A 25,435-nucleotide genomic window follows, 5' to 3' on the forward strand; every position below is an offset into this window, starting at 1 on the left:
TGTCGACAAAACGCTGTAGTGACCTCACAGGCTGCGACATACCAGGTGTACGCGGGTAGCAGGTGATGCGACGATGGGATTTATGGGGGACAGGTCAACTCTGCTGGAGACAGGGCGGTTTGTGAGGGCGGAAGCCGAATCGGGGGCAGCAGCCAAAGAGGAGGCTCCGGTCGTTAACGCGCAGACCGCACTGACCGATGCGGATTTCGCGGAGGACGTGTTCGCCGAGACCGACGCGGCGAGCGACGCCGAGCTGGAAGCACGGCACCGGGTCGCGGCCGACCGGGGGGACCCGGGCGCGATGAGCGTGCTCGGGGCCCTGCTGCTGCGCCGTGGAGACCTGGACGGGGCGGAGCCGTACCTGCGGGGGGCCACGGCGGAGGGGGACCGCGCCGCCGCGAACAACCTGGGGGTGCTGCTGCTCCAGCGCGGGTACCCGGACGAGGCCGCCGACTGGTGGCGGGTCGCCGCTGTGGCCGGGTCCGCGCCGGCCGCGCACGCCCTGGGCCGCCATTTCCGCGAGCGCGGGGACGAGCCCGCAGCCGAGTACTGGCTGCGCCAAGCGGCGGAATCCGGCCACGCCCTGGGCGCGTACGGACTGGCCGACCTGCTGGAACACCGGGGGGACAAGGGTGTCGAGCGGTGGCTGCGGCAGGCCGCCGAGCAGGGGCACCGCGAGGCCGCCTACCGGCTGGCCCGGCACCTGCGCAAGGGTGACCCGGCCGAGGCCGAGCAGTGGTACCGGCAGGCCGCCGCGCGCGGGCACCGCCGTGCCGCCCTGCACCTGGGCGCGCTCCTGGAGGCGCGCGGGGAGCTCAAGGAGGCCGGGCGCTGGTACCTGACCTCCGCCAAGCAGGGCGAGGCGCGGGCTGCGTGCGCGCTCGGCTTCCTGCTGCGCGACGCGGGCGACGAGGAGAGCGCCGTCGCGTGGTGGAACCGGGCCGCCCAGGACGGCGACGGGAACGCCGCCAACGCGCTGGGCGCCCTGCACGCCGCGCGCGGGGAGACCCAGACCGCGGAGAAGTGGTACCGGACCGCCATGGACGCGGGCGACCAGAACGGGGCGTACAACCTCGCGCTGCTGTGCGCCGCGCAGGAGCGGACCGCGCAGGCCGAGCAGTGGTACCGGCGGGCGGCCTACGCCGGCCACCGGGAGGCCGCCAACGCGCTCGCCATCATGCTCCTCCAGGTCGGGGACGCCGCAGGGGCGGAGCCGTGGTTCTCGAAGGCGGCGGAGGCGGGCAGCGTGGACGCCGCCTTCAACCTCGGCATCCTGTTCGCGAGCCGGGACGACGACCGGACGGCGCTGAAGTGGTACGAGCGCGCCGCGTCGGCGGGACACACCGACGCGGCCCTCCAGGTCGGGATCGCGCTGGTCCGCGACGGCGAGGAGCGGGCGGCCGAACGCCACCTGCGGTGCGCGGCGGGCGGGGGGAGTGCGGAGGCGGCGTTCCGGCTGGCCGCGCTGTTGGAATCGCTGGCGCCACCGCCGGAGCCGGTGGCGCTGGGCGAGCCGGTCGGCGGGGCCGAGCGGAGCGAGAGCGAGGAGTGGTACGAGCGCGCCGCGGAGCTGGGGCACCGGCGCGCGCAGGTGCGCGTCGGGATGCTGGCCGCGGCCCGGGGCGACCTGGCGGTCGCGGCGCGGTGGTACCGGGAGGCGGCGGAGGCCGGTTCCCGCAACGGCGCGTTCAACCTCGGGCTGCTGCTGGCGCGCGAGGGCAACGAGCCCGAGGCCGCACTGTGGTGGACCAGGGCCGCGGTGGCCGGACACGGCCGGGCGGCCCTGCGGTTGGGGCTGCTCGCCGCCCGGCACGGGGACCTGGCCGAGGGGCAGAAGTGGTGCGTCCGGGCCATGGAGCTGGGGCCGACGGAGGTCTCCGAGCGGGCGGCCAGGCTCCGCCAGGCGCTCGCGGAAGAGCTCTCGGCCTGACCCCTGGCCGGGAAGGTTAAGCGATTTGCATCTGCCGGGGGGCCTCACGTAAAGTCGTGTTTACCGACGCGGGGTGGAGCAGCTCGGTAGCTCGCTGGGCTCATAACCCAGAGGTCGCAGGTTCAAATCCTGTCCCCGCTACTAAAGACTGAAGGCCCGGATCCTCTGGATCCGGGCCTTCAGCCGTTTGCGGGAATGAAGCGGAGGGCTCGGGAGCAGCGCTCCCGAGCCCTCCGCTTCATTCGTTGGTCACGCCCCCGCGCAGGACGGGCACACGCCGCGGTACGTCACCTCGACCGCCGACACCACGAAGCCGAAGCGCTCCGCGTCCGGCAGGTCGGCCAGCGGGTTGCCCGCCGGGTGCACGTCGCGGATGGCTCCGCACTGGGCGCAGACCAGGTGCTGGTGGGGCTCGTGGGCGTTCGGGTCGTACCGCTTGGCCCGGCGGTCCGTGGAGACCTCCAGGACCTCGCCGAGGGACACGAGCTCGCCCAGGGTGTTGTAGACGGTGGCGCGTGAGATCTCCGGCAGCTTGGCCACTGCGCGGGCATGTACCTCGTCGGCCGTCAGGTGAACGTGATCACCGTCGAGCACCTCGGCCACGACGCGCCGCTGTGCGGTCATGCGCCATCCGCGTCCGCGAAGTCGTTCCAGCAGGTCACTCATGGACCACAGCCTAACAGCGAGGGGATTCGGTGTAACTCCCGAACATGTGCGGATTTGGATGCTTACTTGACTTAGACAAAGTCCATCGTAGGATCGAGTACGGCAAACGCCCGGGACAGGGCACGGCAGGACGACGCAGGAGGCGCACGTGACGCAGGGACCGCTCACCACGGAAGCCGGGGCTCCGGTCGCCGACAACCAGAACAGCGAGACCGCTGGCGCCGGAGGCCCCGTCCTGGTCCAGGACCAGCTGCTGCTCGAAAAGCTCGCCCACTTCAACCGCGAGCGCATCCCGGAGCGCGTGGTGCACGCCCGCGGCGCCGGTGCGTACGGCACCTTCACGCTCACCCGTGACGTCTCGCAGTGGACCCGGGCGAAGTTCCTGTCCGAGGTCGGCAAGCAGACCGAGACCTTCCTGCGCTTCTCCACCGTCGCCGGCAACCTCGGTGCGGCCGACGCAGTGCGCGACCCCCGCGGCTGGGCGCTGAAGTTCTACACCGAAGAGGGCAACTACGACCTCGTCGGCAACAACACCCCGGTGTTCTTCGTCAAGGACGCCATCAAGTTCCCGGACTTCATCCACACCCAGAAGCGCGACCCGTACACCGGCTCGCAGGAGGCGGACAACGTCTGGGACTTCTGGGGTCTGTCGCCCGAGTCCACCCACCAGGTGACCTGGCTGTTCGGCGACCGCGGCATCCCGGCCTCCTACCGTCACATGAACGGCTACGGCTCGCACACGTTCCAGTGGAACAACGAGGCCGGCGAGGTCTTCTGGGTCAAGTACCACTTCAAGACCGACCAGGGCATCAAGAACCTCACCCAGGCCGAGGCCAACAAGCTCGCCGGCGAGGACCCGGACTCGCACCAGCGCGACCTGCGCGAGTCCATCGAGCGCGGCGAGTTCCCGACCTGGACCGTGCAGGTCCAGATCATGCCGGCTGCCGAGGCGGCCGAGTACCGCTTCAACCCGTTCGACCTCACCAAGGTGTGGCCGCACGAGGACTACCCGCCGATCGAGATCGGCAAGCTGGAGCTCAACCGCAACCCGGAGAACGTCTTCGCCGAGGTCGAGCAGTCGATCTTCTCCCCGGCGCATTTCGTCCCCGGCATCGGTCCGTCCCCGGACAAGATGCTCCAGGGCCGTCTCTTCGCGTACGGCGACGCCCACCGCTACCGCGTCGGCATCAACGCCGACCACCTGCCGGTGAACCGTCCGCACGCCACCGAGGCGCGTACCAACTCCCGCGACGGCTTCCTCTACGACGGCCGCCACAAGGGTGCCAAGAACTACGAGCCGAACAGCTTCGGCGGCCCGCACCAGACGGACCGGCCGCTGTGGCAGACCACCCAGGTGACCGGTGGCACGGGCAACCACGCCGCGCCGGTCCACCGTGAGGACAACGACTTCGTCCAGGCGGGGAGCCTCTACCGCCTGATGTCCGAGGACGAGAAGGCCCGGCTGATCGAGAACCTCTCCGGTTTCATTGCCAAGGTCTCCCGCGACGACATCGCCGAGCGCGCAATCAACAACTTCCGGCAGGCGGACGGTGACTTCGGCAAGCGACTGGAGGCCGCGGTCCAGGCCCTCCGCGGCTGACCTCCCCCGGTGGGCGACCGCCGCCGTTCCGGTGGCGGTGTACCGCCCACCGTAAGGGTGCATCGATCGATGGCTGCTCGCCGGAACGGGAGGGCCGGACCCCCGTCGAGGGGTCCGGCCCTCCTGCTTTCAGCTCGCCAGTTCCGCGGGCTGGCGCCGGCTCGGCACCCAGCAGCGGATGACGTCGCGCACGGACACGATGCCCACGGGGCCGCCGTCCTCCAGCACGATCAGATGCCGGAAGCCGCCGTGGACCATCGCCTCGGCAGCCTCCTGCACGGTGGCCTGCGGGGTGCAGAACACCACGTTGTTGGTCGTGTGCGCGCCCACGGCTTCCCGGTCGGGATCGTGGCCGGCGCCGAGGGAGTTGAGGATGTCGCGTTCGGTCAGGATGCCGATTCCGCTGTGGTCGGGGTCGAGGACGACTGCTGCGCCGACCCGTCGGCCGGACATCAGGCAGGCCGCTTGCCGGAGGGTGTGGGCGGGTCCGAGGGTGAGGATCACGGTGCTCATGGCGTCACGGACGAGCATGAAGAGAGCCACCTCCTGGGGGAGAGTTCCTCCGCTAGAGAAGAGCTTCACAAGCGCACAAGCGGAGGAGTTCCAGATTCCCATGAACACGGAGGGTCATCAAGAGGGCGCACCTGGTCGTCCGGGCGCAGACCTGCGAGCGCCTCAGCCGCGCGGGCGCAGGTAGCCGAGCATGTCCTCGTGCAGCAGCCCGTTCGAGGCCGCCGCGTTCCCGCCGTGTACCCCCTCCGCGCCGTCCAGGCTGGTGAACCGCCCGCCCGCCTCCTGGACCACGACCGCGATGGCCGCCATGTCCCACAGGTTCAGTTCCGGCTCGGCGCACAGGTCCAGCGAGCCCTCCGCGACCATCATGTACGGCCAGAAGTCGCCGTAGCCGCGGGTGCGCCAGCACTGCCGGGTCAGCTCCAGGAACCCGTCGAGCCGGCCCTGCTCCTCCCAGCCGCTCAGCGAGGAGTACGCGAAGGAGGCGTCGCCCAGGGCTCCCACCCGCGAGACGCCCAGCCGGACGGGGGTCCCGCCCAGCGCGCCGCCGGCGTACGCGCCCCCGCCCCGGGTCGCCCACCAGCGGCGACCCAGCGCCGGCGCCGAGACCACGCCGACCACGGGCCGGAAGACGTCGTCCGCGCCCTCCTCCATCAGCGAGATCAGGGTCGCCCAGACGGGGACGCCGCGCACGTAGTTCTTCGTTCCGTCGATCGGGTCGACGACCCAGCGGCGCGGGCCGCTGCCCTTGAGTCCGTACTCCTCGCCGAGGATGGCGTCGGCCGGCCGCGCGGCCTCGATCCCGGCCCGGACGATCTCCTCGGCGGCCTTGTCCGCCTCGCTCACCGGAGTCATGTCCGGCTTCGTCTCGACCACCAGGTCGAGGGCGCGGAAGCGCTGCATCGTGGCGGCGTCCGCCGCGTCGGCGAGCTCAAGGGCAAGGCGGAGGTCATCGTCATACTCGGGCATGGCCGAACAGTATCGGGACTCCCCGGACCCGGCGAACGCCGTCCACCGTGCGACCGGCAGGCGCCCTTGACAGGATCTGTCGGCCCGTCAACTCTGGCGGGGAGTCGAGCGGGGAGGCGCAGATGCCGGCAGCCCGGGAATCCTTGCTGGAAGCGGCGGGAGTGGCACTCTTGGCGCGTCCCTGGCCGTCCGTGCGGATGGTCGACGTCGCGGCGGCCGCCGGGGTGTCCCGGCAGACCCTCTACAACGAGTTCGGTGGAAAGGCCGGCCTGGGCCGAGCCCTGGTGCGCCGCGAGGCCGACTGGTACCTCGAAGGGGTCGACCGGGTCCTGCGCTCCTCGGCCGCGAGCGCCGAGCGCCTCGCCTCGGTCGCGGAGTGGACCGTACGTGCGGCCCGCGCCCGGCCCCTCGTACGAGCCCTGCTGACGGGGTGCTGGGACGGGACCCTGCCCGTGCCGCCGGGACGGGAAGCGCGGCCCGGGGTGCCGGCCCCCGGGCCCGGGGAACTGGCCCGGGCCGTCCGCGACCGAGCCTCGGTCGCACTCGCACCGGGGGAGGGCGCGCAGCGGTGCGAACTCGCCGTGCGCCTGGCGCTGTCGTACGTGATAGCCCCGGGCAAGGACCCGGGCGTCGGCGAGCTGATGCAGCTGCTGCGGTTGCTCAGTGAGCAGAACCGGACAGCTGGAGCCCGATGACGCCCAGGATGACCAGCGAGATCGAAACGAGTTTGAGGGTGGAGACCAGGTCACCAAGGAAGACCATCCCGTAGATGGCCGTGCCGGCGGCCCCGATTCCGGTCCACACCGCATAGGCCGGACCCACGTCCAACTTCCTCAGTGCCAGGGTGAGCAGGCCAAAGCTGCCCAGCGCGAAGGCGGCGAAGGCGATGGTCGGCCACAGCCGGGTGAATCCGTGGGACAGCTTGAGGCAGACCGCGAAACCGGTCTCCAGGAGTCCGGCGACCACGACCAACAGCCACGCCATGGCGAATGCCTCCCCGCGTCACGTGACGTCGCGTCACTCGATGCGAGTATGCATTTACCAGACGTCGCGGACGGCAAACCCCGCCGGACCCTCAGTCCCCTTCGCGACGCTCGCGGGTCTGCAACAACCGCCGCAGCGAGTACAGCCGTGCCGGATCCGCGTGCCCCTCCTCCACCCACTTGTCGAGCGCACAGTCCTGCTCGTCGTGGCTACAGGCCCGCGGGCACTCCTCCGTACCGGGGACCAGGTCCGGGAAGGCCAGGATCACCCGGGAGGGGTCCACGTGGTGCAGGCCGAAGGAGCGCACGCCCGGGGTGTCGATGACCCAGCCGTCGCCCGAGGGCAGCGGCAACGCGAGCGCGGAGGTGGTGGTGTGCCGGCCACGGCCGGTCACCGCGTTGACGTGGCCGGTGGCGCGCTGGCGGCCCTCGGCGACCAGCGAGTTCACCAGGGTGGTCTTGCCGACGCCCGAGTGGCCGACGAAGGCGGTGATCCGGCCGGTCAGGCGCTCGCGCACCCGGTCGGCGGCGTCGCCCGTCGCCAGTTCCTCGCGGTTGGTCACCACGTAGTTCAGGCCGAAGGTGGAGTAGATCTCCAGGATCTTGTCAGCGGAGGTCAGGTCCGACTTCGTGAGCACCAGCAGCGGCTCCAGCCCCGCGTCGTACGCGGCCACCAGACAGCGGTCGATCATCCGGGGCCGCGGCTCCGGGTCGGCCAACGCCGTGACGATCGCCAGCTGGTCGGCATTGGCGACGACCACCCGCTCGTACGGGTCGTCGTCGTCGGCGGTACGCCGCAGGACGGACTTGCGCTCCTCGATCCGCACGATCCGCGCGAGGGTGTCCTTCTTGCCGGACAGATCGCCGACGATCCAGACGCGGTCCCCGACCACCGCCGCCTTGCGGCCCAGTTCACGGGCCTTCATCGCGTGGATCGTGCGGCCTTCGACCAGGCAGGTCAGCCGGCCGCGGTCGACGGTCAGGACGAAGCCCTCGGCCGCGTCCTCGTGCTTGGGCCGGATCGTGGTCCGGGGCCGGTTGCCCTTGGGGTTGGGCCGCTGGCGGATGTCGTCCTCGTCGGTGTGCTTGCCGTACCTGCGCATGACGGGCCCTACGCTCCCGTGCCCGTCGACGCCCGGCCGGCCAGCATGTCGGCCCACATCCTCGGGAAGTCCGGCAGGGTCTTCGCGGTCGTGCCGACGTTCTCGATCTGCACGCCCTCCACCGCCAGGCCGATCACCGCACCCGCGGTGGCCATCCGGTGGTCGTCGTAGGTGTGGAAGACGCCGCCGTGCAGCGGACGGGGGCGGATGTGCAGACCGTCGGCGGTCTCGGTGACCTCGCCGCCCAGCCCGTTGATCTCCGCGGTCAGCGCCGCCAGCCGGTCCGTCTCGTGCAGCCGCAGGTGCGCCACCCCGCGCAGGGTGGACGGGGAGTCGGCCAGCGCCGCGACGGCCGCGATGCCGGGGGTGAGCTCGCCGACCTCGCCCAGGTCCACGTCGATGCCGTGGATCTTGCCGCTACCGGTGAAGACCAGGCCCGCATCGGTCAGCTCGCAGGAGCCGCCCATCTCCGTGAAGATCCGGCGCAGCTCGTCACCCGGCTGGGTGGTGCGGCGCGGCCAGTCCGGGATGGTGACCGTGCCGCCGGTGATCAGGGCCGCCGCCATGAACGGCTGGGCGTTCGACAGGTCCGGCTCCACGACCATGTCACGGCCGAGCAGGGCGCTGGGGGCGACCCGCCACACGTTCGGCTCGCCGCCCGCCTCGGGGGTGTCCACCTGGGCACCCGCAGCCCGCAGCATCTCCACCGTCATCCGGATGTGCGGCATCGACGGCAACCTGGTGCCGACGTGGCGGACCTCGACGCCCTGGTTGAAGCGCGGGCCGGAGAGCAGCAGCGCCGAGATGAACTGCGAGGAGTTCGAGGCGTCGATCTCGATCGTGCCGCCCTCCAAGGCCCCACCGCCCTGGACGGTCATGGGCAGTGCGCCCCGGCCGTCGTCCTCGATCCGGGCGCCGAGGGCGCGCAGGGCGCTGATGACCTGGCCGAGCGGACGCTCGTAGGAGCGCGGGTCACCGTCGAAGCGGATGTCGCCGGAGGCCAGGGTGGCGACGGGCGGCAGGAAGCGCATGACCGTGCCCGCGTTGCCGACGTCGATGGTGGCCGGGCCGTGCAGGGCCGCCGGGATGATCCGCCAGGCCTCGCCGCCGGCGCCGTCGCCGGAGCTGGACGAGGCCGTCTCCTCGATGCCGACGCCCAGCGCGCGCAGCGCGTCCGACATCAGCTGGGAGTCGCGCGAGCGCAGCGGGCGGCGGACCCAGCCCGGCTCGGCGGCGAGCGCGGCGAGGACGAGGGCCCGGTTGGTGACCGACTTCGACCCGGGCACCGTGACGGTGGCGTGGACGGTGCCGTCGGCGAGCGGAGCGGGCCAGAGGGCGGGGAGCGCGGGGGTCTCGGTCATGGCCCCCACTTTAGTGGCTCCCCCCGGGCCCAGATCTTGATCGCGCCTCCTGCCCGGGGTCGGTCTCAGAAGGTGAGAAGCCAGCGCCCGCCGCCGATCAGTGAGCACAGTGCCACGGCGTGGAACAGGAGGAGCCAGGCGACGGGGTGGACGTGGGTCAGCCGCCCCAGCTGGTCCGCGTCCGAATCGGGAGCCCCGCCGTGCCGGCGCTTGGCCCCCAGCTCGAAGACCGGCCGCACCCCGCCCAGCAGCAGGAACCACACTGCCCCGTACGCGAAGACCGCCTGGACCCCGGCCGGGGCGAGCCAGGAGATCAGTACGAACGTGCCGCCGGTCAGCACCACCGTCAGGGCGCCGTACGCGTTGCGGATCATCACCAGCATCGCCAGCAGCAGCGCGGTGGCCACCCACAGCAGCAGCGTGATCCGGTGGGCCGACAGCAGGGCCGCCCCGCCGAGTCCGAGCAGCGAGGGAGCGGTGTACCCGGCGGCGGCGGTCAGGATCATTCCGAGCCCGGTCGGCTTGCCACGGCTGACGGTGACCCCGCTGGTGTCGGAGTGCAGCCGGATCCCGTCGAGCCGCCGTCCGGTCAGCAGGGCCAGTAGCCCGTGGCCGCCCTCGTGGGCGATGGTCACCGCGTTGCGGGACAGCCGCCACAGCGGGCGCGGTCCTACGGCGGCCAGCGCGGCCACGCCCGTCACGATCACCAGCCACAGTGCCGGCGGGGTCTGTATACCGGTGAGGCGGTCCCACAGGCTGGCCGTCGTGGTGCTGTCCATAGAGTGGCGGACTCCTTGCGATTGGTGGTTCGGGGGACCTCCCAGCGCCGGCTGGGGGAGCCGTGGCAGTGTGGCAGCCATGTGCGGACGGTATGCAGCGAGTCGTGGGCCCGAGGACCTCGCCGGACTCTTCGGTGTCGAGAAGTGGGAGCCGCAGGAGACCCTGGCCCCCGACTGGAACGTGGCGCCGACGAAGGAGGTCTACGTCGTCCTCGACCGTCCCGTCAAAGACGCTGCGGACCCGCGTCCGGTTCGGCAGCTGCGCGCCCTGAAATGGGGTCTCGTCCCGTCCTGGGCCAAGAACCCCGACGGCGCCGCCAGGATGATCAATGCCCGGTCAGAGACCCTGGCCGAGAAGCCGTCCTTCCGTCGCCCCTTCGCGCAGCGCCGCTGCATCGTCCCCGCCGACGGCTACTACGAGTGGGTCACCGCCCACGACGAGCGGCAGCTGGAGGTCGAGGGGAAGAAGAAGCGGGCCCGCAAACAGCCCTACTTCGTGCTCCCGACCGACGGCTCCGTCTTCGCCATGGCCGGGATATACGAGTTCTGGCGCGACCGGACCCTGCCCGACGAGCACCCGCAGGCCTGGTGGGTGACCTGCTCGCTGATCACCACCGAGGCCGAGGCGGGACCGCTGGGCGTGGCACCCGCCGAGGGGCCCCGGTCGCTGGCCGACATCCACCCCCGGATGCCGCTCATGCTGACCCCGGACCGCTGGGACGCCTGGCTGGACCCGGCCCGCACCGACACCGACGAACTTCAGGCCCTGCTCGCCCCACCGCCCGGCGGCCTGATGCGCGCGTACCCGGTGTCCACCGCCGTGAGCAACGTGCGCAACAACGGGCCGGAGCTGCTCCAGGAGCTGGCCGCGCCGGAGGAGGGAACGCTCTTCTAGATGTGAGCGCGTGCAGGATGGGTTCATGACCACGCGTACCGAGAGCGTCGACACCCCGGCGGGCGAGGCCCGCATCACCTGGTATCCCGCCCCCGCCCGCACGGCCCGCCTCGTCCTCGCCCTCAGCCACGGTGCCGGCGGTGGGATCGAGGCCCGCGACCTGCGGGCGCTGGCGGCAGCCCTGCCCGCGCAGGGGGTCACCGTGGCGCTGGTCGAGCAGCCGTGGCGGGTCGCGGGGAAGAAGGTGGCCGCGGCGCCCAAGGTGCTGGACGCGGGCTGGCGGGGGCTGTGGCCCGCGCTGGAGAGGCCCGGACTGCCGGTGGTGGCGGGTGGCCGGAGCGCCGGAGCCCGGGTGGCCTGCCGGACCGCCGCCGAGCTCGGGGCCGCCGGGGTGCTGGCGCTGGCGTTCCCGCTGCACCCACCGGGCCGGCCCGAGAAGTCCCGGGCCGAGGAGCTCACCGGGGCCGGGCGGCCCACCCTGGTCGTCCAGGGCGGCCGGGACCCGTTCGGGCGTCCGCAGGAGTTCCCGCCGCCGGGCGCGCAGGTGGCGTACGAACTGGTGGAGGTCCCGCACGCCGATCACGCCTTCGCCGTGCCGAAGAAGGCGGGTCCGACCCAGGAGGAGACCCTGACGGTGATCACGGAAGCGGTCGCCGGATGGCTCGCCGGGCTTCCCCGCTGAGCGCGGCCGAGGCCTTCTGAGCCCGGCCGAGGCCTTCTACGCCCGGCCTACGCCCTCTACGCCCGCCCCCGTCCGGAGCGAGGACCCCGGGCGAGGACCCGGATGCCGTATTCCCGGAGGATCGTTCGAGAAGTGGTCGAGGCCCGCGTGCGGGCGACCACCGACGGTCACGTGCGGGGGACGCGGCGCGTACCGGGGCGCCCGGTGCGATCCCGCCCCATCCTCGCGGCGCCGATCCGGAAGGCGCCGAAACCCGGCCCCACCCGGGAATGCGCGGCCCGGCCCTCCTGTTGTGCGGGATGTCAGAACGTACGGGAAGCAGTCGGAGGAGAGGGAGCGCATGACCCGGGTCATCAGCCAGCACCGTCCGCAGGGCGCAGACCTGGGGGTACCTCCCAGTGGTAGTTGGGGCAGGACGGTCCTGCCCCAGCCCAAGCGCGGCCCGCTCCGGGCGGCGCAGGCCCAGGATGGTCGACTATTCTCCGATTCGAGCGGGTCCGCTTTCGGAGTCGCCACGCAGTCGGAGGAGGTGGGTCCTGTCGCTGGGACCGACGAAGGCCACGCGGAGGAGACGACCCCGGAGCGCAATGCGCGCTTCGAGAGGGACGCCCTCGGTTACCTCGACCAGATGTACTCGGCCGCGCTGCGCATGACGCGCAATCCGGCCGACGCCGAGGACCTGGTCCAGGAGACGTACGCAAAGGCGTACGCGTCCTTCCACCAGTTCCGCGAGGGCACCAACCTGAAGGCGTGGCTCTACCGCATTCTGACCAACACGTTCATCAACTCCTACCGCAAGAAGCAGCGTGAACCGCAGCGCAGTGCAGCGGAGGAGATCGAGGACTGGCAGCTGGCGCGCGCCGAATCGCACATGTCGACGGGACTGCGTTCCGCCGAGTCGCAGGCGCTCGACCACCTGCCCGATTCGGACGTGAAGGAAGCGCTCCAGGCCATTCCGGAGGAGTTCCGCATCGCGGTCTATCTTGCCGACGTAGAGGGCTTTGCGTACAAGGAGATCGCGGACATCATGGGTACACCCATCGGTACGGTCATGTCGCGACTGCACCGTGGCCGCCGTCAACTCCGCGGAATGCTGGAGGACTACGCCCGTGAACGCGGGCTGGTCCCCGCCGGCGCGGGAGAGTCGAACGACCTGAAAGGCTCGGGCTCATGAGCTGCGGAGAGCCGCACGAGACGGAGTGTTCCGAGGTCCTGGATCACCTGTACGAGTTCCTGGACCACGAGATGCCGGACAGCGACTGCACGAAGTTCGAGACGCACTTCGGCGAGTGCAATCCCTGCCTGGAGAAGTACGGCCTAGAGCAGGCCGTGAAGAAGCTGGTGAAACGCTGCTGCGGTTCGGACGACGTGCCGACCGACCTGCGCTCGAAGGTGATGGGACGGATCGAGCTGATCCGTTCGGGTCAGGCCGTTCCTGACCACGACGTCTCGGCGGATCCCGCCACCGGCTGATCGAACAACCGCCCCTGGACGTGCACTTCGTTCACCCGAAGGTGCTAATCCGGGGGCGCCCGTACAGCGCAATACGAAAATGTGGCCCACTTCACGAGGGGCCCCACCTATTCTCCCCAAACGGTGCCGGTTGGTTGCGGCGCCCGGCGTTCACGACGCAGGGGAGGAGAGCGCCATGCGGGTCCTTCCACCGGCGGCGCGCGCTTACGTCGTCTGCGCCGTCCTCGCCGCGTGCGCCTGCACCGCCCCGGCCCTCGCCGACTCCGGTACTCCCTGGCCCGCGGTCGGTTTGCTCGCGTTGCTCTACCTCGGCTGCGAACTCGTCACCCACTGCACGCTGCTGGACAGCCGGGCCCCGGAGGACATCGGCTCCTTTTTCCCCGTGGTGCTCGCCGCCGTCTTCCTGCTGCCGCCGGCCGCCGCGGCGCTCGTCGCCCTGCCCGGCGGGTTCGCCGGGACGGTGCTCCAGCGGCCGGTGCGGGTGCGCCGGGTGTGGCACGCGGCGCAACAGGGCCTTGCCGCCTGGGCCGCGGGGCAGACGTTCGGGCTGCTGGGCGGCGGCCCCTCCGGAGGGTCCGGACGGCCCGGCCCACCCGGACGGCTCGCGGACCTCCCGGACGCGATGCTCCCCGCGGTGGCCGTCGCCGCCGCCTTCTGCCTCGTCCTGACCGTCCTCGACGGGGGCGTCCGGGCCGCCGCGGAGCGCCGGCCCGCGCGGACCGCCTGGCGCGGACTGCTCACCCGGTCCCTGGCCCCGTACTGCGTGCACGGCCTCGCCGGGCTGATGATGGCCGTCATGTGGCGCAGTCCGTACGGGCTCCCCGCCGCACTGCTCGTCCTGCTGCCGATGTACGTCTCGTGCTGGGCCTTCGCCCAGTACCACCGCCAGCGGGCCGCCCACCAGGCGACGGTCCGGGCCCTCGTGCAGGCCGTCGACCTCAAGGACCGCTACACGCGCGGCCACGGCGAGCGGGTCGGCCAGGCTTCGGCGCTGATCGCCCGCGAGCTGGGCATGGCCGAGGACCGGCTCGAAGTCGTCCGCATCGCCGGGATCCTCCACGACGTCGGCAAGATCGGCGTCCCGACCCGGCTGCTGCGCAAGGACGGCCCGCTGACGCCCGAGGAACGCCGGATCATCGAGCTGCACCCCGAGTACGGGCACGAGATCGTGCGCGGCATCGGCTTCCTGGGGGAGGCCCGGTCCGCGATCCTGCACCACCACGAACGGGTCGACGGCTCGGGCTACCCGTACGGGCTGGCCGGAGAGCAGATCCCGGTACTGGCCCGGGTGGTGGCCGTCGCGGACGCCTTCGACGCGATGACCTCGACCCGCTCGTACAGCCGGGCCAGGCCGGTGCCCACCGCCCTGGCCGAGCTGGAGCGGTGCGCGGGGGCCCAATTCGACCCGGCGATGGTGCACGCGCTGGTGAACGCGATCGGCCGCAACGGCTGGCACCCGGTGGAGACCGCGGACGAGGACGTCCAGGTGATCCCGAGCGCCGCACCCACCAGTGCGCCCGCCGCTGCGCCGGTTCCGGATCCCGCCGACCCCGCACTGTCCGCGCTCCCGGCGCAGGGCGCCCGGGCGGTCGTACGGAGCGTGCGTCCGCAGACCGGCCGGACCGGGCCGTCCGGGCCGACCGGTTCCGCCGGGCCGGAGTCCGGCGACGGGGGCGGTACGTGAGGGGCGGGGCCGCCGTCCCGGCGGTGCGCGCAGCCGCCGTGCTGCTCACGCTGACCGGACTCGGCCACACCCTGTGGAACGGCGTCGTCGAGCCCGGCACCGCCCTGGCCTTCGGCACCGTGATCGCCTGCGGCGAGCTCGCCCGCCGTGACACCGGGGCCGGCCGCGACCCCCGGGCTGCCGAGAACACGGCCGGCGACCACCGGCCCGCGCCCCTCGGCTCCGCCGGCGCCCTCGGGTACGCCCTCCTCGGTCAGAACGCCGCGCAGTCCACCCACCACGGAGTGCTCCAGATCGTCGCGGTCGCCGGCGCCGCGGCGCTCGCCGGGATCGTCCCGCACGTCGCCCGGGGGCACGGGCCCGCCGCCGACCACCTGGCCCGCCGGGTCCTCACCGTCGCCTTCGCCGCCGTCTGCTTCCAGCCGCTCTACCACTCCGGCCGGCTCGACCGCTGGCTCGGCCAGAGCCCGTACCTGGTCCTCTTCCTGCTCCTCCTGCTGGGCCTCACCGCCCTGTGCGACGCGGTGCTCGCCGCGGCCGTGACCCGGGCCCGTACGGGCTGGCCGTACGGGCCCCTGCTCCGCGACGAGCTGCGCGCCCAGGTCGGCATCGGTTCGGCGATCTGCGCCACCGGGGTCGTCATGGCCCTCGGGGTGGCCGTCGCGGGCCTGTGGGCGCTGCCCGTCATCTGCGTGCCCCTGCTGCTGACGCAGATGTCCTTCCATCGGATCGCCGCGATCCGCACCACCTACCGGCAGACCATCACCTCCCTGGCCCGGGCCACCGAGATCGCCGGCCACACCCCGCCGGGACACGCCCGCCGGGTCGCCGCGCTGAGCTGCGCCGTCGGCCGGGAGCTCGGCCTGTCGCAGCGGGAGCTCACGGTGCTGGAGTACGCCGCCCTGATGCACGACATCGGCCAGCTCTCCCTCGTCGACCCGGTCCGCGCCGGGGCCACCGCCGGGCTGCCCGCCGCCGAAGCCCGCCGGATCGCCGAGCTCGGCGGGGAGGTGGCCCGCCAGACCGGGGTGCCCGCCGAGGTGGCGGTGGTCGTGGAACGGCAGGCCGACCCGTACCGGGAGCAGCCCGTCGCCGCGCGCATCGTGCGCGCGGTGAACGCGTACGACGACCTGCTCGGCGGGACCCGTCACCCGGGCGGCTCACTGGAGGCCCTGGAACAGCTCCGGCTGGGGACCGGGCACGACTACCAGCCCGAGGTCGTGGAGTGCCTGGCAAGGGTTCTGGCCAGGGGCGGACGTGACAGAGTTGTTCGCGTCCCACCTGGGTAACCCATGGGTAATGAGCGGCCGTCCGAGTGGGCATGGTTGGATGCCAGTAGGAGTGTCCGTGAGGGTGTCCGCAAGGCTGCACCGTCGTCCCCCAGCCACCGCTGGGGGTGCCCCCAAGCAGGCGGGAATCGTGAGGATCTTCGGGAAGGTACGGCATCGGCCCTCCGCCTCGTGGCGGCAGGCCACCGACCGCGCGTTCACGCTGATCGGCGACGGTCGGTACGAGGACGCGGGCGCACTGCTGACCAGAGCCGCCGACCTGGAGCCCTGGCTCTCCGAGTCGTGGTTCAACCTCGCCCTGCTGCACAAGTTCCGGCACGACTGGGAGCAGGCACGGTCCGCCGGGCTGCGCGCCGTGGCCCTGCTCGACCGCGAGACCGGTGCCCCGGACTGGTGGAACGTCGGGATCGCCGCGACCGCGCTCCAGGACTGGCCGCTGGCCCGCCGGGCCTGGCAGGCGTACGGGCTGAAGGTGCCCGGGGACCCGCACGGCACGGGCGGCAACGGCGAACCGGTCGGCATGGAACTCGGCAGCGCCGCCGTGCGGCTGTCCCCCGAGGGTGAGGCCGAGGTGGTCTGGGGCCGGCGACTGGACCCGGCCCGCATGGAGGTCCTGTCGATCCCGCTGCCCTCCTCGGGGCGGCGCTGGGGCGAGGTCGTCCTGCACGACGGGGTTCCGCACGGCGAGCGGGTCACCGCTGCCGGCCCCTCGTACCCCGTCTTCGACGAGATCGAACTGTGGGCGCCCTCGCCGGTGCCGACCTGGGTGGTGCTGCTGGAGGCGGCCACCGAGGCGGACCGCGACGCCCTGGAGCAGCTGGCCTCGGACGCGGGCTTCGCCGCCGAGGACTGGTCGTCCTCGGTACGGCTGCTGTGCCGGACCTGCTCGGAGAGCGTGATGCCCAGCGGCGAGGGAGACGGAGAGCACCTGGACCCGCACGACCACAGCGAACCGGGGCACCCCGGACCGCTGGGGCACCGTACGGCCGGCTCCGGCTCGCTGTGGGTGCCCGAGCGCGAATGCGGCATCGCGGCACCCGCCGGCCTGGTGCGCGGGCTGCTCGACGGCTGGGTCGCGGACAGCCCGGACACCCGGGAGTGGCGGGATCTCGAAGAAGTCTGCTGACTCGGCACCGTAGGCTGTACCGGCACATTGGTGAACGGGTGGACTTACGGAAGGCGTACGGCGGACATGGCGCAGCAGGAGAACGAGGTCGTCAGCGGTGTCGGGGTCGTGAACGACGGGTACGTCGTAGACACCGAGGACTGTGAGGCGCGCGAGCTCGCCCACCGCGAGCGGGGCACAGCCCGCCCGATCACGGTCGTCGGCAACCCGGTCCTGCACCGCGAGTGCAAGGACGTCACCGAGTTCGGCGACGAACTGGCGCAGCTGATCGACGACATGTTCGCGAGCCAGAAGGCCGCCGAGGGCGTGGGTCTCGCCGCGAACCAGATCGGCGTGGACGCCAAGGTCTTCGTCTACGACTGCCCGGACGACGACGGCGTGCGGCACACCGGCGTCGTGATCAACCCGAAGCTGGTGGAGCTGCCGGCCGGCTCCCGCGTCCTCGACGACTCCAACGAGGGCTGCCTGTCGGTCCCGACCGCCTACGCCTCGCTGGCCCGCCCGGACTACGCCGAGGTGACCGGTCAGGACGCCCAGGGCAACCCGATCAAGGTGCGCGGCACGGGCTACTTCGCGCGCTGCCTGCAGCACGAGACGGACCACCTGTACGGGTACCTGTACATCGACCGGCTCTCGAAGCGGGACCGCAAGGACGCCCTGCGCCAGATGGAAGAGGGCACCCCGCGCTACGAGACGGTCCCGAACGCCTAGCAGCGGGCCACAAGCAGCGGGCGAGCCCCTGCGCCGAAGCGTCCCCGCCCGGGAACCGGTGGGCGGGGACGCCGTAGAGCCGTACGGGCCGTGACCGGAGGGGACTTAGAAGTCCTCGTCCAGGTCGACCGTGCCCTCGACCGCCACCTGGTAGGCCGACGGACGACGCTCGAAGAAGTTCGTCAGCTCCTGGACGCCCTGGAGTTCCATGAACGAGAACGGGTTCTGCGAGCCGTAGACGGCCGGGAAGCCGAGGCGGACCAGGCGCTGGTCCGCGACGCACTCCAGGTACTCGCGCATCGACTCGGTGTTCATGCCCGGCAGCCCGTCACCGCACAGGTCGCGGCCGAACTGCAGCTCCGCCTCCACCGCCTCCTTCAGCATGTCGGTGACCTGCTGCTGGAGGGTGTCGTCGAAGAGCTCGGGCTCCTCCTTGCGGACCGTGTCCACGACCTCGAACGCGAAGTTCATGTGCATGGTCTCGTCGCGGAAGACCCAGTTGGTGCCGGTGGCCAGGCCGTGCAGCAGGCCGCGGGAGCGGAACCAGTACACGTACGCGAAGGCGCCGTAGAAGAACAGGCCCTCGATGCACGCCGCGAAGCAGATCAGGTTGAGCAGGAAGCGACGGCGGTCGGCCTGCGTCTCCAACCGCTCGATCTTCTCGACCGAGTCCATCCACTTGAAGCAGAACTGCGCCTTCTCGCGGATCGACGGGATCTCCTCGACCGCGTCGAAGGCGGCAGCACGGTCGTCCGGGTCGGGCAGGTAGGTGTCGAGCAGCGTCAGGTAGAACTGGACGTGCACGGCCTCCTCGAACAGCTGGCGCGACAGGTACAGGCGCGCCTCCGGGGAGTTGATGTGCTTGTACAGCGTCAGCACCAGGTTGTTCGAGACGATCGAGTCACCCGTGGCGAAGAACGCGACGAGACGGCCGATCATGTGCTGCTCGGCGGGCGTCAGCTTCGCGAGATCGGCGACGTCCGAGTGGAGGTCGACCTCCTCGACGGTCCAGGTGTTCTTGATCGCGTCCCGGTAGCGCTCGTAGAAGTCCGGGTAGCGCATGGGACGCAGGGTCAGCTCGAAGCCCGGGTCGAGCAGGTTCTTGTCGGTTGAGCTCATTACTGGCAGGCCTCGCAGGACTCGGGGTTCTCAAGGGAGCAGGCGAGCGCTTCCGCGTCGGCGACCGCCTGGGGCAGCGCGACGGGGGCGGCAGCCTGGGCGGCGCGGGCGATCTTCGTCGCCGGGCGCGAGCGCAGGTAGTACGTGGTCTTCAGGCCCTGCTTCCAGGCGTACGCGTACATCGAGGACAGCTTCCCGATGGTCGGCGTCTCCAGGAACAGGTTCAGCGACTGCGACTGGTCGAGGTACGGGGTACGGGCCGCGGCCATGTCGATCAGGCCGCGCTGCGGGATCTCCCACGCCGTGCGGTACAGCTCCCGGACCTCGGCCGGGATCCAGCCGAAGCCCTGGACCGAGCCGGAGGAATCGCGCAGGGCCTCGCGGGTCTGGGCGTCCCAGACGCCGAGCTTCTTCAGCTCCTCCACCAGGTAGCCGTTGACCTGGAGGAACTCCCCGCTGAGCGTCTCGCGCTTGAAGAGGTTGGAGACCTGCGGCTCGATGCACTCGTACACGCCCGCGATCGAGGCGATCGTCGCCGTCGGGGCGATGGCGAGGAGCAGCGAGTTGCGCATGCCGGTCTCGGCGACGCGGGCGCGCAGCGCGTCCCAGCGCTCAGGCCAGGCGCGCTCGGTCTCGTAGTGATCCGGGTGCAGGACACCGCGGGCCGTACGGGTCTGCGACCAGGCCGGAAGCGGGCCGTGGCGCTCGGCCAGGTCGCAGGAGGCCTCGTACGCCGCGAGCATGATGCGCTCGGCGATCTTGGTGGAGAGTGCCTTCGCCGCGGCGGAGTCGAAGGGCAGGCGCAGCTTGAAGAAGACGTCCTGGAGGCCCATCGCGCCCAGACCCACGGGGCGCCAGCGGGAGTTGGAGCGCCCGGCCTGCTCGGTCGGGTAGAAGTTGATGTCCACGACGCGGTCGAGGAAGGTCACCGCGGTGCGCACGGTCTCGTCGAGGCGCTCCCAGTCCATCTCACCCGTCTCGGTGAGGACGAAGGCGCCCAGGTTGACCGAGCCGAGGTTGCAGACGGCGGTCTCGCCGTCGTTGGTGACCTCCAGGATCTCGGTGCACAGGTTCGAGGAGTGCACCACCTTGCCCGGCTCGGCGGTCTGGTTCGCCGTGCGGTTGGAGGCGTCCTTGAAGGTCATCCAGCCCTGGCCGGTCTGCGCGAGAGTGCGCATCATCCGGCCGTACAGGTCGCGGGCGGGCATGGTCTTGCGTGCCAGGCCGTCCGCCTCGGCCTTGCGGTAGGCGGCGTCGAACTCGTCACCCCACAGGTCGACCAGCTCGGGTACGTCGGCCGGGGAGAACAGCGACCAGTCGGCGTCGGCGTTCACGCGGCGCATGAACTCGTCCGGCACCCAGTGCGCCAGGTTCAGGTTGTGCGTACGGCGCTGGTCCTCACCGGTGTTGTCGCGGAGCTCCAGGAACTCCTCGATGTCCGCGTGCCAGGTCTCCAGGTAGACGGCGGCGGCACCCTTGCGGCGGCCACCCTGGTTCACGGCGGCGACGGAGGCGTCGAGGGTCTTCAGGAACGGCACGATGCCGTTGGAGTGGCCGTTGGTGCCGCGGATCAGCGAACCGCGGGCGCGGATGCGCGAGTACGAGAGGCCGATGCCGCCGGCGTGCTTCGACAGGCGCGCGACCTGGTGGTAGCGGTCGTAGATCGAGTCGAGCTCGTCCAGCGGGGAGTCCAGCAGGTAGCAGGAGGACATCTGCGGGTGCCGGGTGCCGGAGTTGAAGAGCGTGGGGGAGGACGGCAGGTAGTCGAGGCGGCTCATCAGCCGGTACAGCGAGGCCACTTCCTCCACGGCCGGGATGCTGTCGTTCTCGGCGAGGCCGCAGGCCACGCGCAGCATGAAGTGCTGCGGGGTCTCGATGACCTGGCGGGTGATCGGGTGGCGCAGCAGGTAGCGGCTGTGCAGGGTGCGCAGGCCGAAGAAGCCGAAGCGGTCGTCGGCCCCCTCGGCGAGGGCGTGCTCGACCAGCGCGTTCAGACGGGTGGCGTGGGTGGCGACGAACTCGGCGGTGCGGTCGGCGATCAGCCCCTCGCGGTGGCCCACGGCGACGGACTCGGCGAACGAGGTGGCGCCCTGACCCGCGGCCTCGTCGGCCACGGCCAGCGTCAACAACCGGGCGGCGAGCCGGGAGTACGCAGGGTCCTCGGAGATCAGCCCGGCGGCGGCCTCGGTGGCCAGCCCGCGCAGCTCGGCCTCGTCCGCGGCGGCGCTGCGGCCGCGCAGCGCGGCGGCGGCGACCCGGCCGGGGTCGGTGTCGGGGAGGTCGGCGGTCAGCTCGGTGAGAGTACGCAGCAGCGCGGCCCCCGGGCCTTCGGTGGTGTCGCCAGAAGCGGACTCGGCGCGCGGTGCGGAAGGCGCGATGGTCACGGCGGGAGCTCTCCCTCGCTCGGCCCGGCCATCGGCGGAACGGGGCGCGGGCGGGCGCATGCGGGCGCGCGGGAACGCGACGTGCCACATGGCGTCCACCGGCCCAACCGCGAGGCCCGGACGTGTCTCCACCCGGTTCGGTCGAGCCGGGCGCACTGTCGGCAGGTCCTCGGACTTGCGGTGACACCGATCGGTGTACTTCATACCGTTGCGGGACAGTTCCGGATTCGCACCGGATTCCCCTGCGGCGAACAGCGAGCATGAGCATACATGTGGGGGCGGCCCGATGCGTGACCCCCCACATGTTGTGTCGGCCCCTTGCTGAGCGTGTCGTTACAGCTCCAGTCGGTACGTGAGCAGGGTCAACGCCGGGATCGGCGCCCAGTCCAGCTCCGGAGTGCGTACGAACCCCAGGCGGGCATATATCCGCTGGGCGCCGAGCATGGCGGGCTGGGTGGACAGCACCAGCGCCGTGACCCCGTCCAGGGCCCGCGCCCGGTCGATGCAGGCCCGCACCAGAGCCTCACCCACCCCTGCCCCGCGTGCCTCAGGAGACACCGCCAGCATGCGGAACTCGGCCTCGCCGGGGACTTGGGTGCGCTGAGAACGCCCGAGGGCCCCGCCGGTCGGCGGGGCCCTCGGGTGCGTCCGGGGCTCAACAGCAGCGGAAGCCCTCGCGGGGGTCCGCCTCGCGGGCGTCCGTGCGGGCGCGCTCGAAGGCGCGCCTCGTCAGGACCTCGGCCTCGGGGTCGTGTGCCCGGGCGTGGGCGACGTACCGGTCGTACGCCGCCTCGCCCGAGAACTCCCGTACGAAGAACCGCGCCTTCGTCAGCGCGGCGCGGACCGCGCTCACGCCACCGGCTCCTTCGTACGGCCGCCACCCGAGTCGAGTCCGGCGGCGGCGAGCTCCTCGCGCTCCTCGGGCGTCGGGATGAGTCCGGCCGGGGCGATGATCTTCGACTCGGTCCACGGGACCTCGGAGAGCCTGACCGACTCCGGGCTGCCGATCGCCTTGAAGCAGGTCCGGGCCGCGTCCAGCAGCACGACGATGATCAGGGCCGCGAACAGCGCCGACAGCACACCGTCGACCGTGGCGTTGGTGACGATGGTGTGCATCTCGCCCATGTTCTTGGCGGGCTTGAGCACCTTCCCGGCGTCGATGCCCTCCTGGTACTTGTCGCGCTGCGCGAAGAAGCCGACCTTCACGTCCTCGGAGAACACCTTCTGGTAGCTCGCCGTGAGCGTGACGGCCACGTCCCAGGCCAGCGGAACACCGGTCACCCAGGCCCACTTGAGCCGACCGGACTTCACGAGCAGCGTGGTGCAGACGGCCAGGGCCACCGCAGCGAGCAACTGGTTCGCGATCCCGAACAGCGGGAACAGCTGGTTGATGCCGCCCAGCGGGTCCTTGATGCCGACCCACAGGAAGTAGCCCCAGCCGCCGACGACGAGCGCGCTCGCCAGCCACACGCCCGGCTTCCAGCTGACGTCCTTGAAGGACTTGTGCACGTTGCCCAGGGTGTCCTGGAGCATGAACCGGCCGACCCGGGTGCCCGCGTCGAGGGTGGTCAGGATGAACAACGCCTCGAACATGATCGCGAAGTGGTACCAGAAGGCCTTCATCCCGGCCCCGCCGAGCACGGACGAGAAGATCTCCGACATTCCGAGTGCGAAGGTCGGAGCGCCACCCGTACGGGAGAGCAGACTGGCCTCCTCGACGTCCTTCGCGGCCTGCGTGAGGAACTCGGGCGAGATGGCGAAACCGAAGTTCGTCACCGCCTGCGAGGCCGTCTCGACCGTGGTGCCGATGACGCCGGCGGGGGAGTTGACCGCGAAGAACAGGCCGGGCTCGATGATGGTGGCCGCGATGATCGCCATGACGGCGACGAAGGACTCGGTCAGCATGGCGCCGTAGCCGATGACCCGGACCTGGGTCTCCTTCTGGATCATCTTCGGGGTGGTGCCCGAGGAGACCAGCGCGTGGAAGCCGGACAGTGCGCCGCAGGCGATCGTGATGAAGACGAAGGGGAACATCGACCCGGCGAAGACCGGGCCGTCCCCGCGGGCGGCGAAGTCGGTGACCGCGGGCATCTTCAGGGTCGGCATGGCGATGACCACGCCCAGGGCGAGCAGGGCGATGGTGCCCACCTTCATGAAGGTGGAGAGGTAGTCGCGGGGTGCGAGGAGCATCCACACCGGCAGCACCGAGGCGATGAACCCGTACGCGACCATCCAGAGGACCAGCGTCTCCTTCTCCAGGGTGAAGGTGCTCGCCAGAGAGGACTGCGCGACCCAGCCGCCCGCCACGATGGCGAGCAGCAGCAGCGCGACGCCGATGACGGAGATCTCGGTGACCCGGCCCGGTCGCAGCACGCGCAGGTAGAAGCCCATGAAGAGGGCGATCGGGATGGTCATGCCGATGGAGAAGACGCCCCAGGGGGAGTGCGCCAGCGCGTTGACGATGACCAGTGCGAGCACCGCCAGCAGGATGATCATGATGGCGAACACGGCGACCAGGGCGGCGGCTCCGCCGACGGGGCCGATCTCGTCCCGGGCCATCTGGCCGAGGGAACGCCCGTCGCGGCGGGTCGAGAAGAAGAGGGTGACCATGTCCTGGACGGCGCCCGCGAAGATGACGCCCGCGACGATCCAGATGGTGCCCGGCAGGTAGCCCATCTGGGCGGCGAGCACGGGACCGACCAGCGGGCCGGCGCCGGCGACGGCGGCGAAGTGGTGGCCGAAGAGCACCCGACGGTCGGTCGGGTGGAAGTCGACACCGTTGTCGAGGCGTTCGGCGGGGGTGGCCCGGGTCTTGTCGACCTTCAGGACCCGTTGGGCGATGAAGCGCGCGTAGAAGCGGTAGCCGATGGCGTACGAGCCCAGCGAGGCGGCGAGCAGCCAGGCGGCCGAGATCTCCTCACCGCGGGAGAGCGCCAGGATGCCCCAGCCGAGGGCCCCGATCAGGGCGACGAGCACCCAGACGGCAACGGACTTCGGGCTCATGCTCCCCGACACGGGTGGCGAGCCCGGCTCCGTGCCCGGACTCGCCGCGTTCCGTTCTGCGCCTGTTGCTTCCGGTTCCGGCATGATCCTCGTCCCCTCGTTGATCATCTGCGCGAGCGCAGGGAATCTACGGGGGCTACCCGGTGAACGTAAGCCCCCGTCCGTATAGCGGAACGAGAGTCAACTACGAATCAGACGGCGGGGCGCTGGAGTCGGGCGACGAACTTGTAACGATCGCCGCGGTACACCGACCGCACCCACTCGACGGGTTCGCCGTCGGCGTCCAGCGAGTGCCGCGAGAGCATCAGCATCGGCAGGCCGACGTCGGTGCCGAGCAGGCCGGCCTCGCGCGGGGTGGCCAGGGAGGTCTCGATCGTCTCCTCGGCCTCGGCGAGCCGGACGTCGTACACCTCGGCGAGGGCGGTGTAGAGGGACGTGTACTTGGCCAGCGACCGGCGCAGCGCGGGGAAGCGCTTGGCCGACAGGTGGGTGGTCTCGATGGCCATGGGCTCGCCGCTGGCCAGCCGCAGCCGCTCGATGCGCAGGACCCTCCCGCCCGTAGCGATCTTGAGTAGTCCGGCCAGGGTGTCGTCGGCCGTCACGTAGCCGATGTCGAGGAGCTGGGAGGTCGGTTCCAGCCCCTGGGCCCGCATGTCCTCGGTGTACGAGGAGAGTTGGAGCGGCTGGGAGACCTTCGGTTTCGCGACGAAGGTTCCCTTGCCCTGGATGCGCTCCAGCCGGCCCTCGACGACGAGCTCCTGGAGCGCTTGGCGCACGGTGGTCCGCGAGGTGTCGAATTCGGCCGCGAGCGTGCGCTCCGGCGGCACCGGGGTGCCGGGGGGGAGTGTTTCGGTCATGTCGAGCAAGTGCCGCTTGAGTCGGTAGTACTTGGGCACGCGCGCCGTGCGAGTTGCTGCCCCGCCTTCCGGCTCCGTGGTCGCCCCTTCGGTGGACATCGCCGCCCGCCTTCCCGACTCCAGTTTCGCTGCCGTCACCGGCTCCTCCGATATGTGCGGTCACATCGTGACACGGGTGGGAGGACAGGCCTCCTCCCTCCCCCAGGTGTCGGTCCGATAACGGACCGATCGCCCGCTCATTAGACCCTTGACACCCCTAAAGGTCTAGGCCAAGCTCCCGCTTACTGGTCTACACCAATATGGATCAG

The 25,435-nt window shown here is 71.4% G+C and carries 23 protein-coding genes, 1 tRNA gene, 1 pseudogene and 1 riboswitch; of the genes and pseudogenes, 12 read left to right on the forward strand and 13 right to left on the reverse strand.

What is annotated here, in order from left to right:
- Nucleotides 1-73: 73 nt before the first annotated feature.
- On the forward strand, nt 74-1,930 hold the full coding sequence (locus tag ABZZ20_RS05010; RefSeq protein ID WP_356866796.1) for a tetratricopeptide repeat protein: 1,857 nt from the start codon (nt 74-76) through the stop codon (nt 1,928-1,930).
- Between the two features lie 67 nt (nt 1,931-1,997).
- Nucleotides 1,998-2,071 (forward strand) — tRNA-Met (locus ABZZ20_RS05015).
- A 108-nt stretch (nt 2,072-2,179) separates the two neighbouring features.
- Here ABZZ20_RS05015 and ABZZ20_RS05020 read toward each other — a convergent pair.
- Nucleotides 2,180-2,596, reverse strand: a complete 417-nt coding sequence (locus ABZZ20_RS05020; RefSeq protein ID WP_356866798.1) for a Fur family transcriptional regulator — start codon at nt 2,594-2,596, stop codon at nt 2,180-2,182.
- A 148-nt stretch (nt 2,597-2,744) separates the two neighbouring features.
- On the opposite strand from ABZZ20_RS05020, the gene ABZZ20_RS05025 reads away from it, so the two are divergent.
- On the forward strand, nt 2,745-4,196 hold the full coding sequence (locus tag ABZZ20_RS05025) for a catalase (RefSeq protein ID WP_356866800.1): 1,452 nt from the start codon (nt 2,745-2,747) through the stop codon (nt 4,194-4,196).
- Between the two features lie 129 nt (nt 4,197-4,325).
- Here ABZZ20_RS05025 and ABZZ20_RS05030 read toward each other — a convergent pair whose 3' ends face one another.
- Complete coding sequence (locus ABZZ20_RS05030) at nt 4,326-4,727, reverse strand: CBS domain-containing protein (RefSeq protein WP_356866802.1); 402 nt, start codon at nt 4,725-4,727, stop codon at nt 4,326-4,328.
- Between the two features lie 144 nt (nt 4,728-4,871).
- Nucleotides 4,872-5,678, reverse strand: a complete 807-nt coding sequence (gene hisN / locus ABZZ20_RS05035; RefSeq protein WP_356866804.1) for a histidinol-phosphatase — start codon at nt 5,676-5,678, stop codon at nt 4,872-4,874.
- A gap of 122 nt (nt 5,679-5,800) precedes the next feature.
- Between hisN and ABZZ20_RS05040 the strand changes: the two genes are divergently transcribed.
- A complete protein-coding gene (locus tag ABZZ20_RS05040) occupies nt 5,801-6,373 on the forward strand; it encodes a TetR/AcrR family transcriptional regulator (protein WP_356866806.1) in 573 nt (190 codons plus the stop codon).
- On the opposite strand, the gene ABZZ20_RS05045 is transcribed toward ABZZ20_RS05040, so the two are convergent.
- The 4 genes from ABZZ20_RS05045 to ABZZ20_RS05060 form a co-directional block, all read right to left on the reverse strand.
- Complete coding sequence (locus ABZZ20_RS05045) at nt 6,339-6,662, reverse strand: multidrug efflux SMR transporter (RefSeq protein WP_356866808.1); 324 nt, start codon at nt 6,660-6,662, stop codon at nt 6,339-6,341. The two genes, ABZZ20_RS05040 and ABZZ20_RS05045, sit on opposite strands and share 35 nt — an antisense overlap.
- Before the next feature lie 91 nt (nt 6,663-6,753).
- Nucleotides 6,754-7,764, reverse strand: coding sequence for a ribosome small subunit-dependent GTPase A (gene rsgA, locus ABZZ20_RS05050; protein ID WP_356866810.1), 1,011 nt, complete (start codon nt 7,762-7,764; stop codon nt 6,754-6,756).
- Between the two features lie 8 nt (nt 7,765-7,772).
- On the reverse strand, nt 7,773-9,125 hold the full coding sequence (gene aroA, locus ABZZ20_RS05055; RefSeq protein WP_356866812.1) for a 3-phosphoshikimate 1-carboxyvinyltransferase: 1,353 nt from the start codon (nt 9,123-9,125) through the stop codon (nt 7,773-7,775).
- Nucleotides 9,126-9,190: 65 nt separating this feature from the next.
- On the reverse strand, nt 9,191-9,904 hold the full coding sequence (locus ABZZ20_RS05060; RefSeq protein WP_356866814.1) for a M50 family metallopeptidase: 714 nt from the start codon (nt 9,902-9,904) through the stop codon (nt 9,191-9,193).
- A gap of 79 nt (nt 9,905-9,983) precedes the next feature.
- Between ABZZ20_RS05060 and ABZZ20_RS05065 the strand changes: the two genes are divergently transcribed.
- From ABZZ20_RS05065 to def, 8 genes are all read left to right on the forward strand, one after another.
- On the forward strand, nt 9,984-10,799 hold the full coding sequence (locus ABZZ20_RS05065) for an SOS response-associated peptidase (protein WP_356866816.1): 816 nt from the start codon (nt 9,984-9,986) through the stop codon (nt 10,797-10,799).
- 25 nt (nt 10,800-10,824) lie between these two features.
- Complete coding sequence (locus ABZZ20_RS05070; RefSeq protein ID WP_356866817.1) at nt 10,825-11,481, forward strand: alpha/beta family hydrolase; 657 nt, start codon at nt 10,825-10,827, stop codon at nt 11,479-11,481.
- 529 nt (nt 11,482-12,010) lie between these two features.
- Nucleotides 12,011-12,655, forward strand: coding sequence for a sigma-70 family RNA polymerase sigma factor (locus tag ABZZ20_RS05075; RefSeq protein ID WP_008741505.1), 645 nt, complete (start codon nt 12,011-12,013; stop codon nt 12,653-12,655).
- Nucleotides 12,652-12,954, forward strand: coding sequence for a mycothiol system anti-sigma-R factor (rsrA, locus tag ABZZ20_RS05080; RefSeq protein WP_356866819.1), 303 nt, complete (start codon nt 12,652-12,654; stop codon nt 12,952-12,954). The genes ABZZ20_RS05075 and rsrA overlap by 4 nt, the downstream gene beginning before the upstream one ends.
- 175 nt (nt 12,955-13,129) lie before the next feature.
- Nucleotides 13,130-14,638, forward strand: coding sequence for an HD-GYP domain-containing protein (locus tag ABZZ20_RS05085; protein ID WP_356866821.1), 1,509 nt, complete (start codon nt 13,130-13,132; stop codon nt 14,636-14,638).
- Between the two features lie 23 nt (nt 14,639-14,661).
- Nucleotides 14,662-15,927 carry an HD domain-containing protein gene (locus ABZZ20_RS05090; RefSeq protein ID WP_356866823.1) on the forward strand — a complete coding sequence of 422 codons (1,266 nt, stop codon included), beginning with the start codon at nt 14,662-14,664 and terminating at the stop codon, nt 15,925-15,927.
- A 130-nt stretch (nt 15,928-16,057) separates the two neighbouring features.
- Nucleotides 16,058-17,053 carry a hypothetical protein gene (locus ABZZ20_RS05095; RefSeq protein WP_356866825.1) on the forward strand — a complete coding sequence of 332 codons (996 nt, stop codon included), beginning with the start codon at nt 16,058-16,060 and terminating at the stop codon, nt 17,051-17,053.
- A gap of 66 nt (nt 17,054-17,119) precedes the next feature.
- The gene (def, locus tag ABZZ20_RS05100; protein WP_356866827.1) at nt 17,120-17,764 is read left to right on the forward strand and encodes a peptide deformylase; all 645 of its coding nucleotides are present in this window, start codon (nt 17,120-17,122) and stop codon (nt 17,762-17,764) included.
- Nucleotides 17,765-17,869: 105 nt separating this feature from the next.
- Here the strand turns inward: def and ABZZ20_RS05105 are convergent, their stop codons facing one another.
- The 6 genes and pseudogenes from ABZZ20_RS05105 to ABZZ20_RS05130 all read right to left on the reverse strand — a co-directional run bounded on the left by ABZZ20_RS05105 (nt 17,870) and on the right by ABZZ20_RS05130 (nt 25,226).
- Nucleotides 17,870-18,883 carry a ribonucleotide-diphosphate reductase subunit beta gene (locus tag ABZZ20_RS05105; RefSeq protein WP_356866829.1) on the reverse strand — a complete coding sequence of 338 codons (1,014 nt, stop codon included), beginning with the start codon at nt 18,881-18,883 and terminating at the stop codon, nt 17,870-17,872.
- The gene (locus ABZZ20_RS05110; RefSeq protein WP_356866831.1) at nt 18,883-21,267 is read right to left on the reverse strand and encodes a ribonucleoside-diphosphate reductase subunit alpha; all 2,385 of its coding nucleotides are present in this window, start codon (nt 21,265-21,267) and stop codon (nt 18,883-18,885) included. Before ABZZ20_RS05110 ends, ABZZ20_RS05105 begins: the two co-directional genes overlap by 1 nt.
- 142 nt (nt 21,268-21,409) lie before the next feature.
- Nucleotides 21,410-21,542, reverse strand: a riboswitch (cobalamin riboswitch).
- Nucleotides 21,543-21,600: 58 nt separating this feature from the next.
- A pseudogene (locus tag ABZZ20_RS05115) lies at nt 21,601-21,855 on the reverse strand (GNAT family N-acetyltransferase); the annotation flags it as partial.
- A 67-nt stretch (nt 21,856-21,922) separates the two neighbouring features.
- Nucleotides 21,923-22,120, reverse strand: a complete 198-nt coding sequence (locus ABZZ20_RS05120) for a YbdD/YjiX family protein (protein WP_356866833.1) — start codon at nt 22,118-22,120, stop codon at nt 21,923-21,925.
- A complete protein-coding gene (locus ABZZ20_RS05125) occupies nt 22,117-24,270 on the reverse strand; it encodes a carbon starvation CstA family protein (protein ID WP_356866835.1) in 2,154 nt (717 codons plus the stop codon). Before ABZZ20_RS05125 ends, ABZZ20_RS05120 begins: the two co-directional genes overlap by 4 nt.
- Nucleotides 24,271-24,461: 191 nt before the next feature.
- The gene (locus ABZZ20_RS05130) at nt 24,462-25,226 is read right to left on the reverse strand and encodes a GntR family transcriptional regulator (protein ID WP_030153577.1); all 765 of its coding nucleotides are present in this window, start codon (nt 25,224-25,226) and stop codon (nt 24,462-24,464) included.
- Nucleotides 25,227-25,435: the final 209 nt, after the last annotated feature.

The sequence above is a fragment of the Streptomyces sp. NPDC006430 genome (genome assembly GCF_040612395.1).
GTDB lineage: Bacteria > Actinomycetota > Actinomycetes > Streptomycetales > Streptomycetaceae > Streptomyces.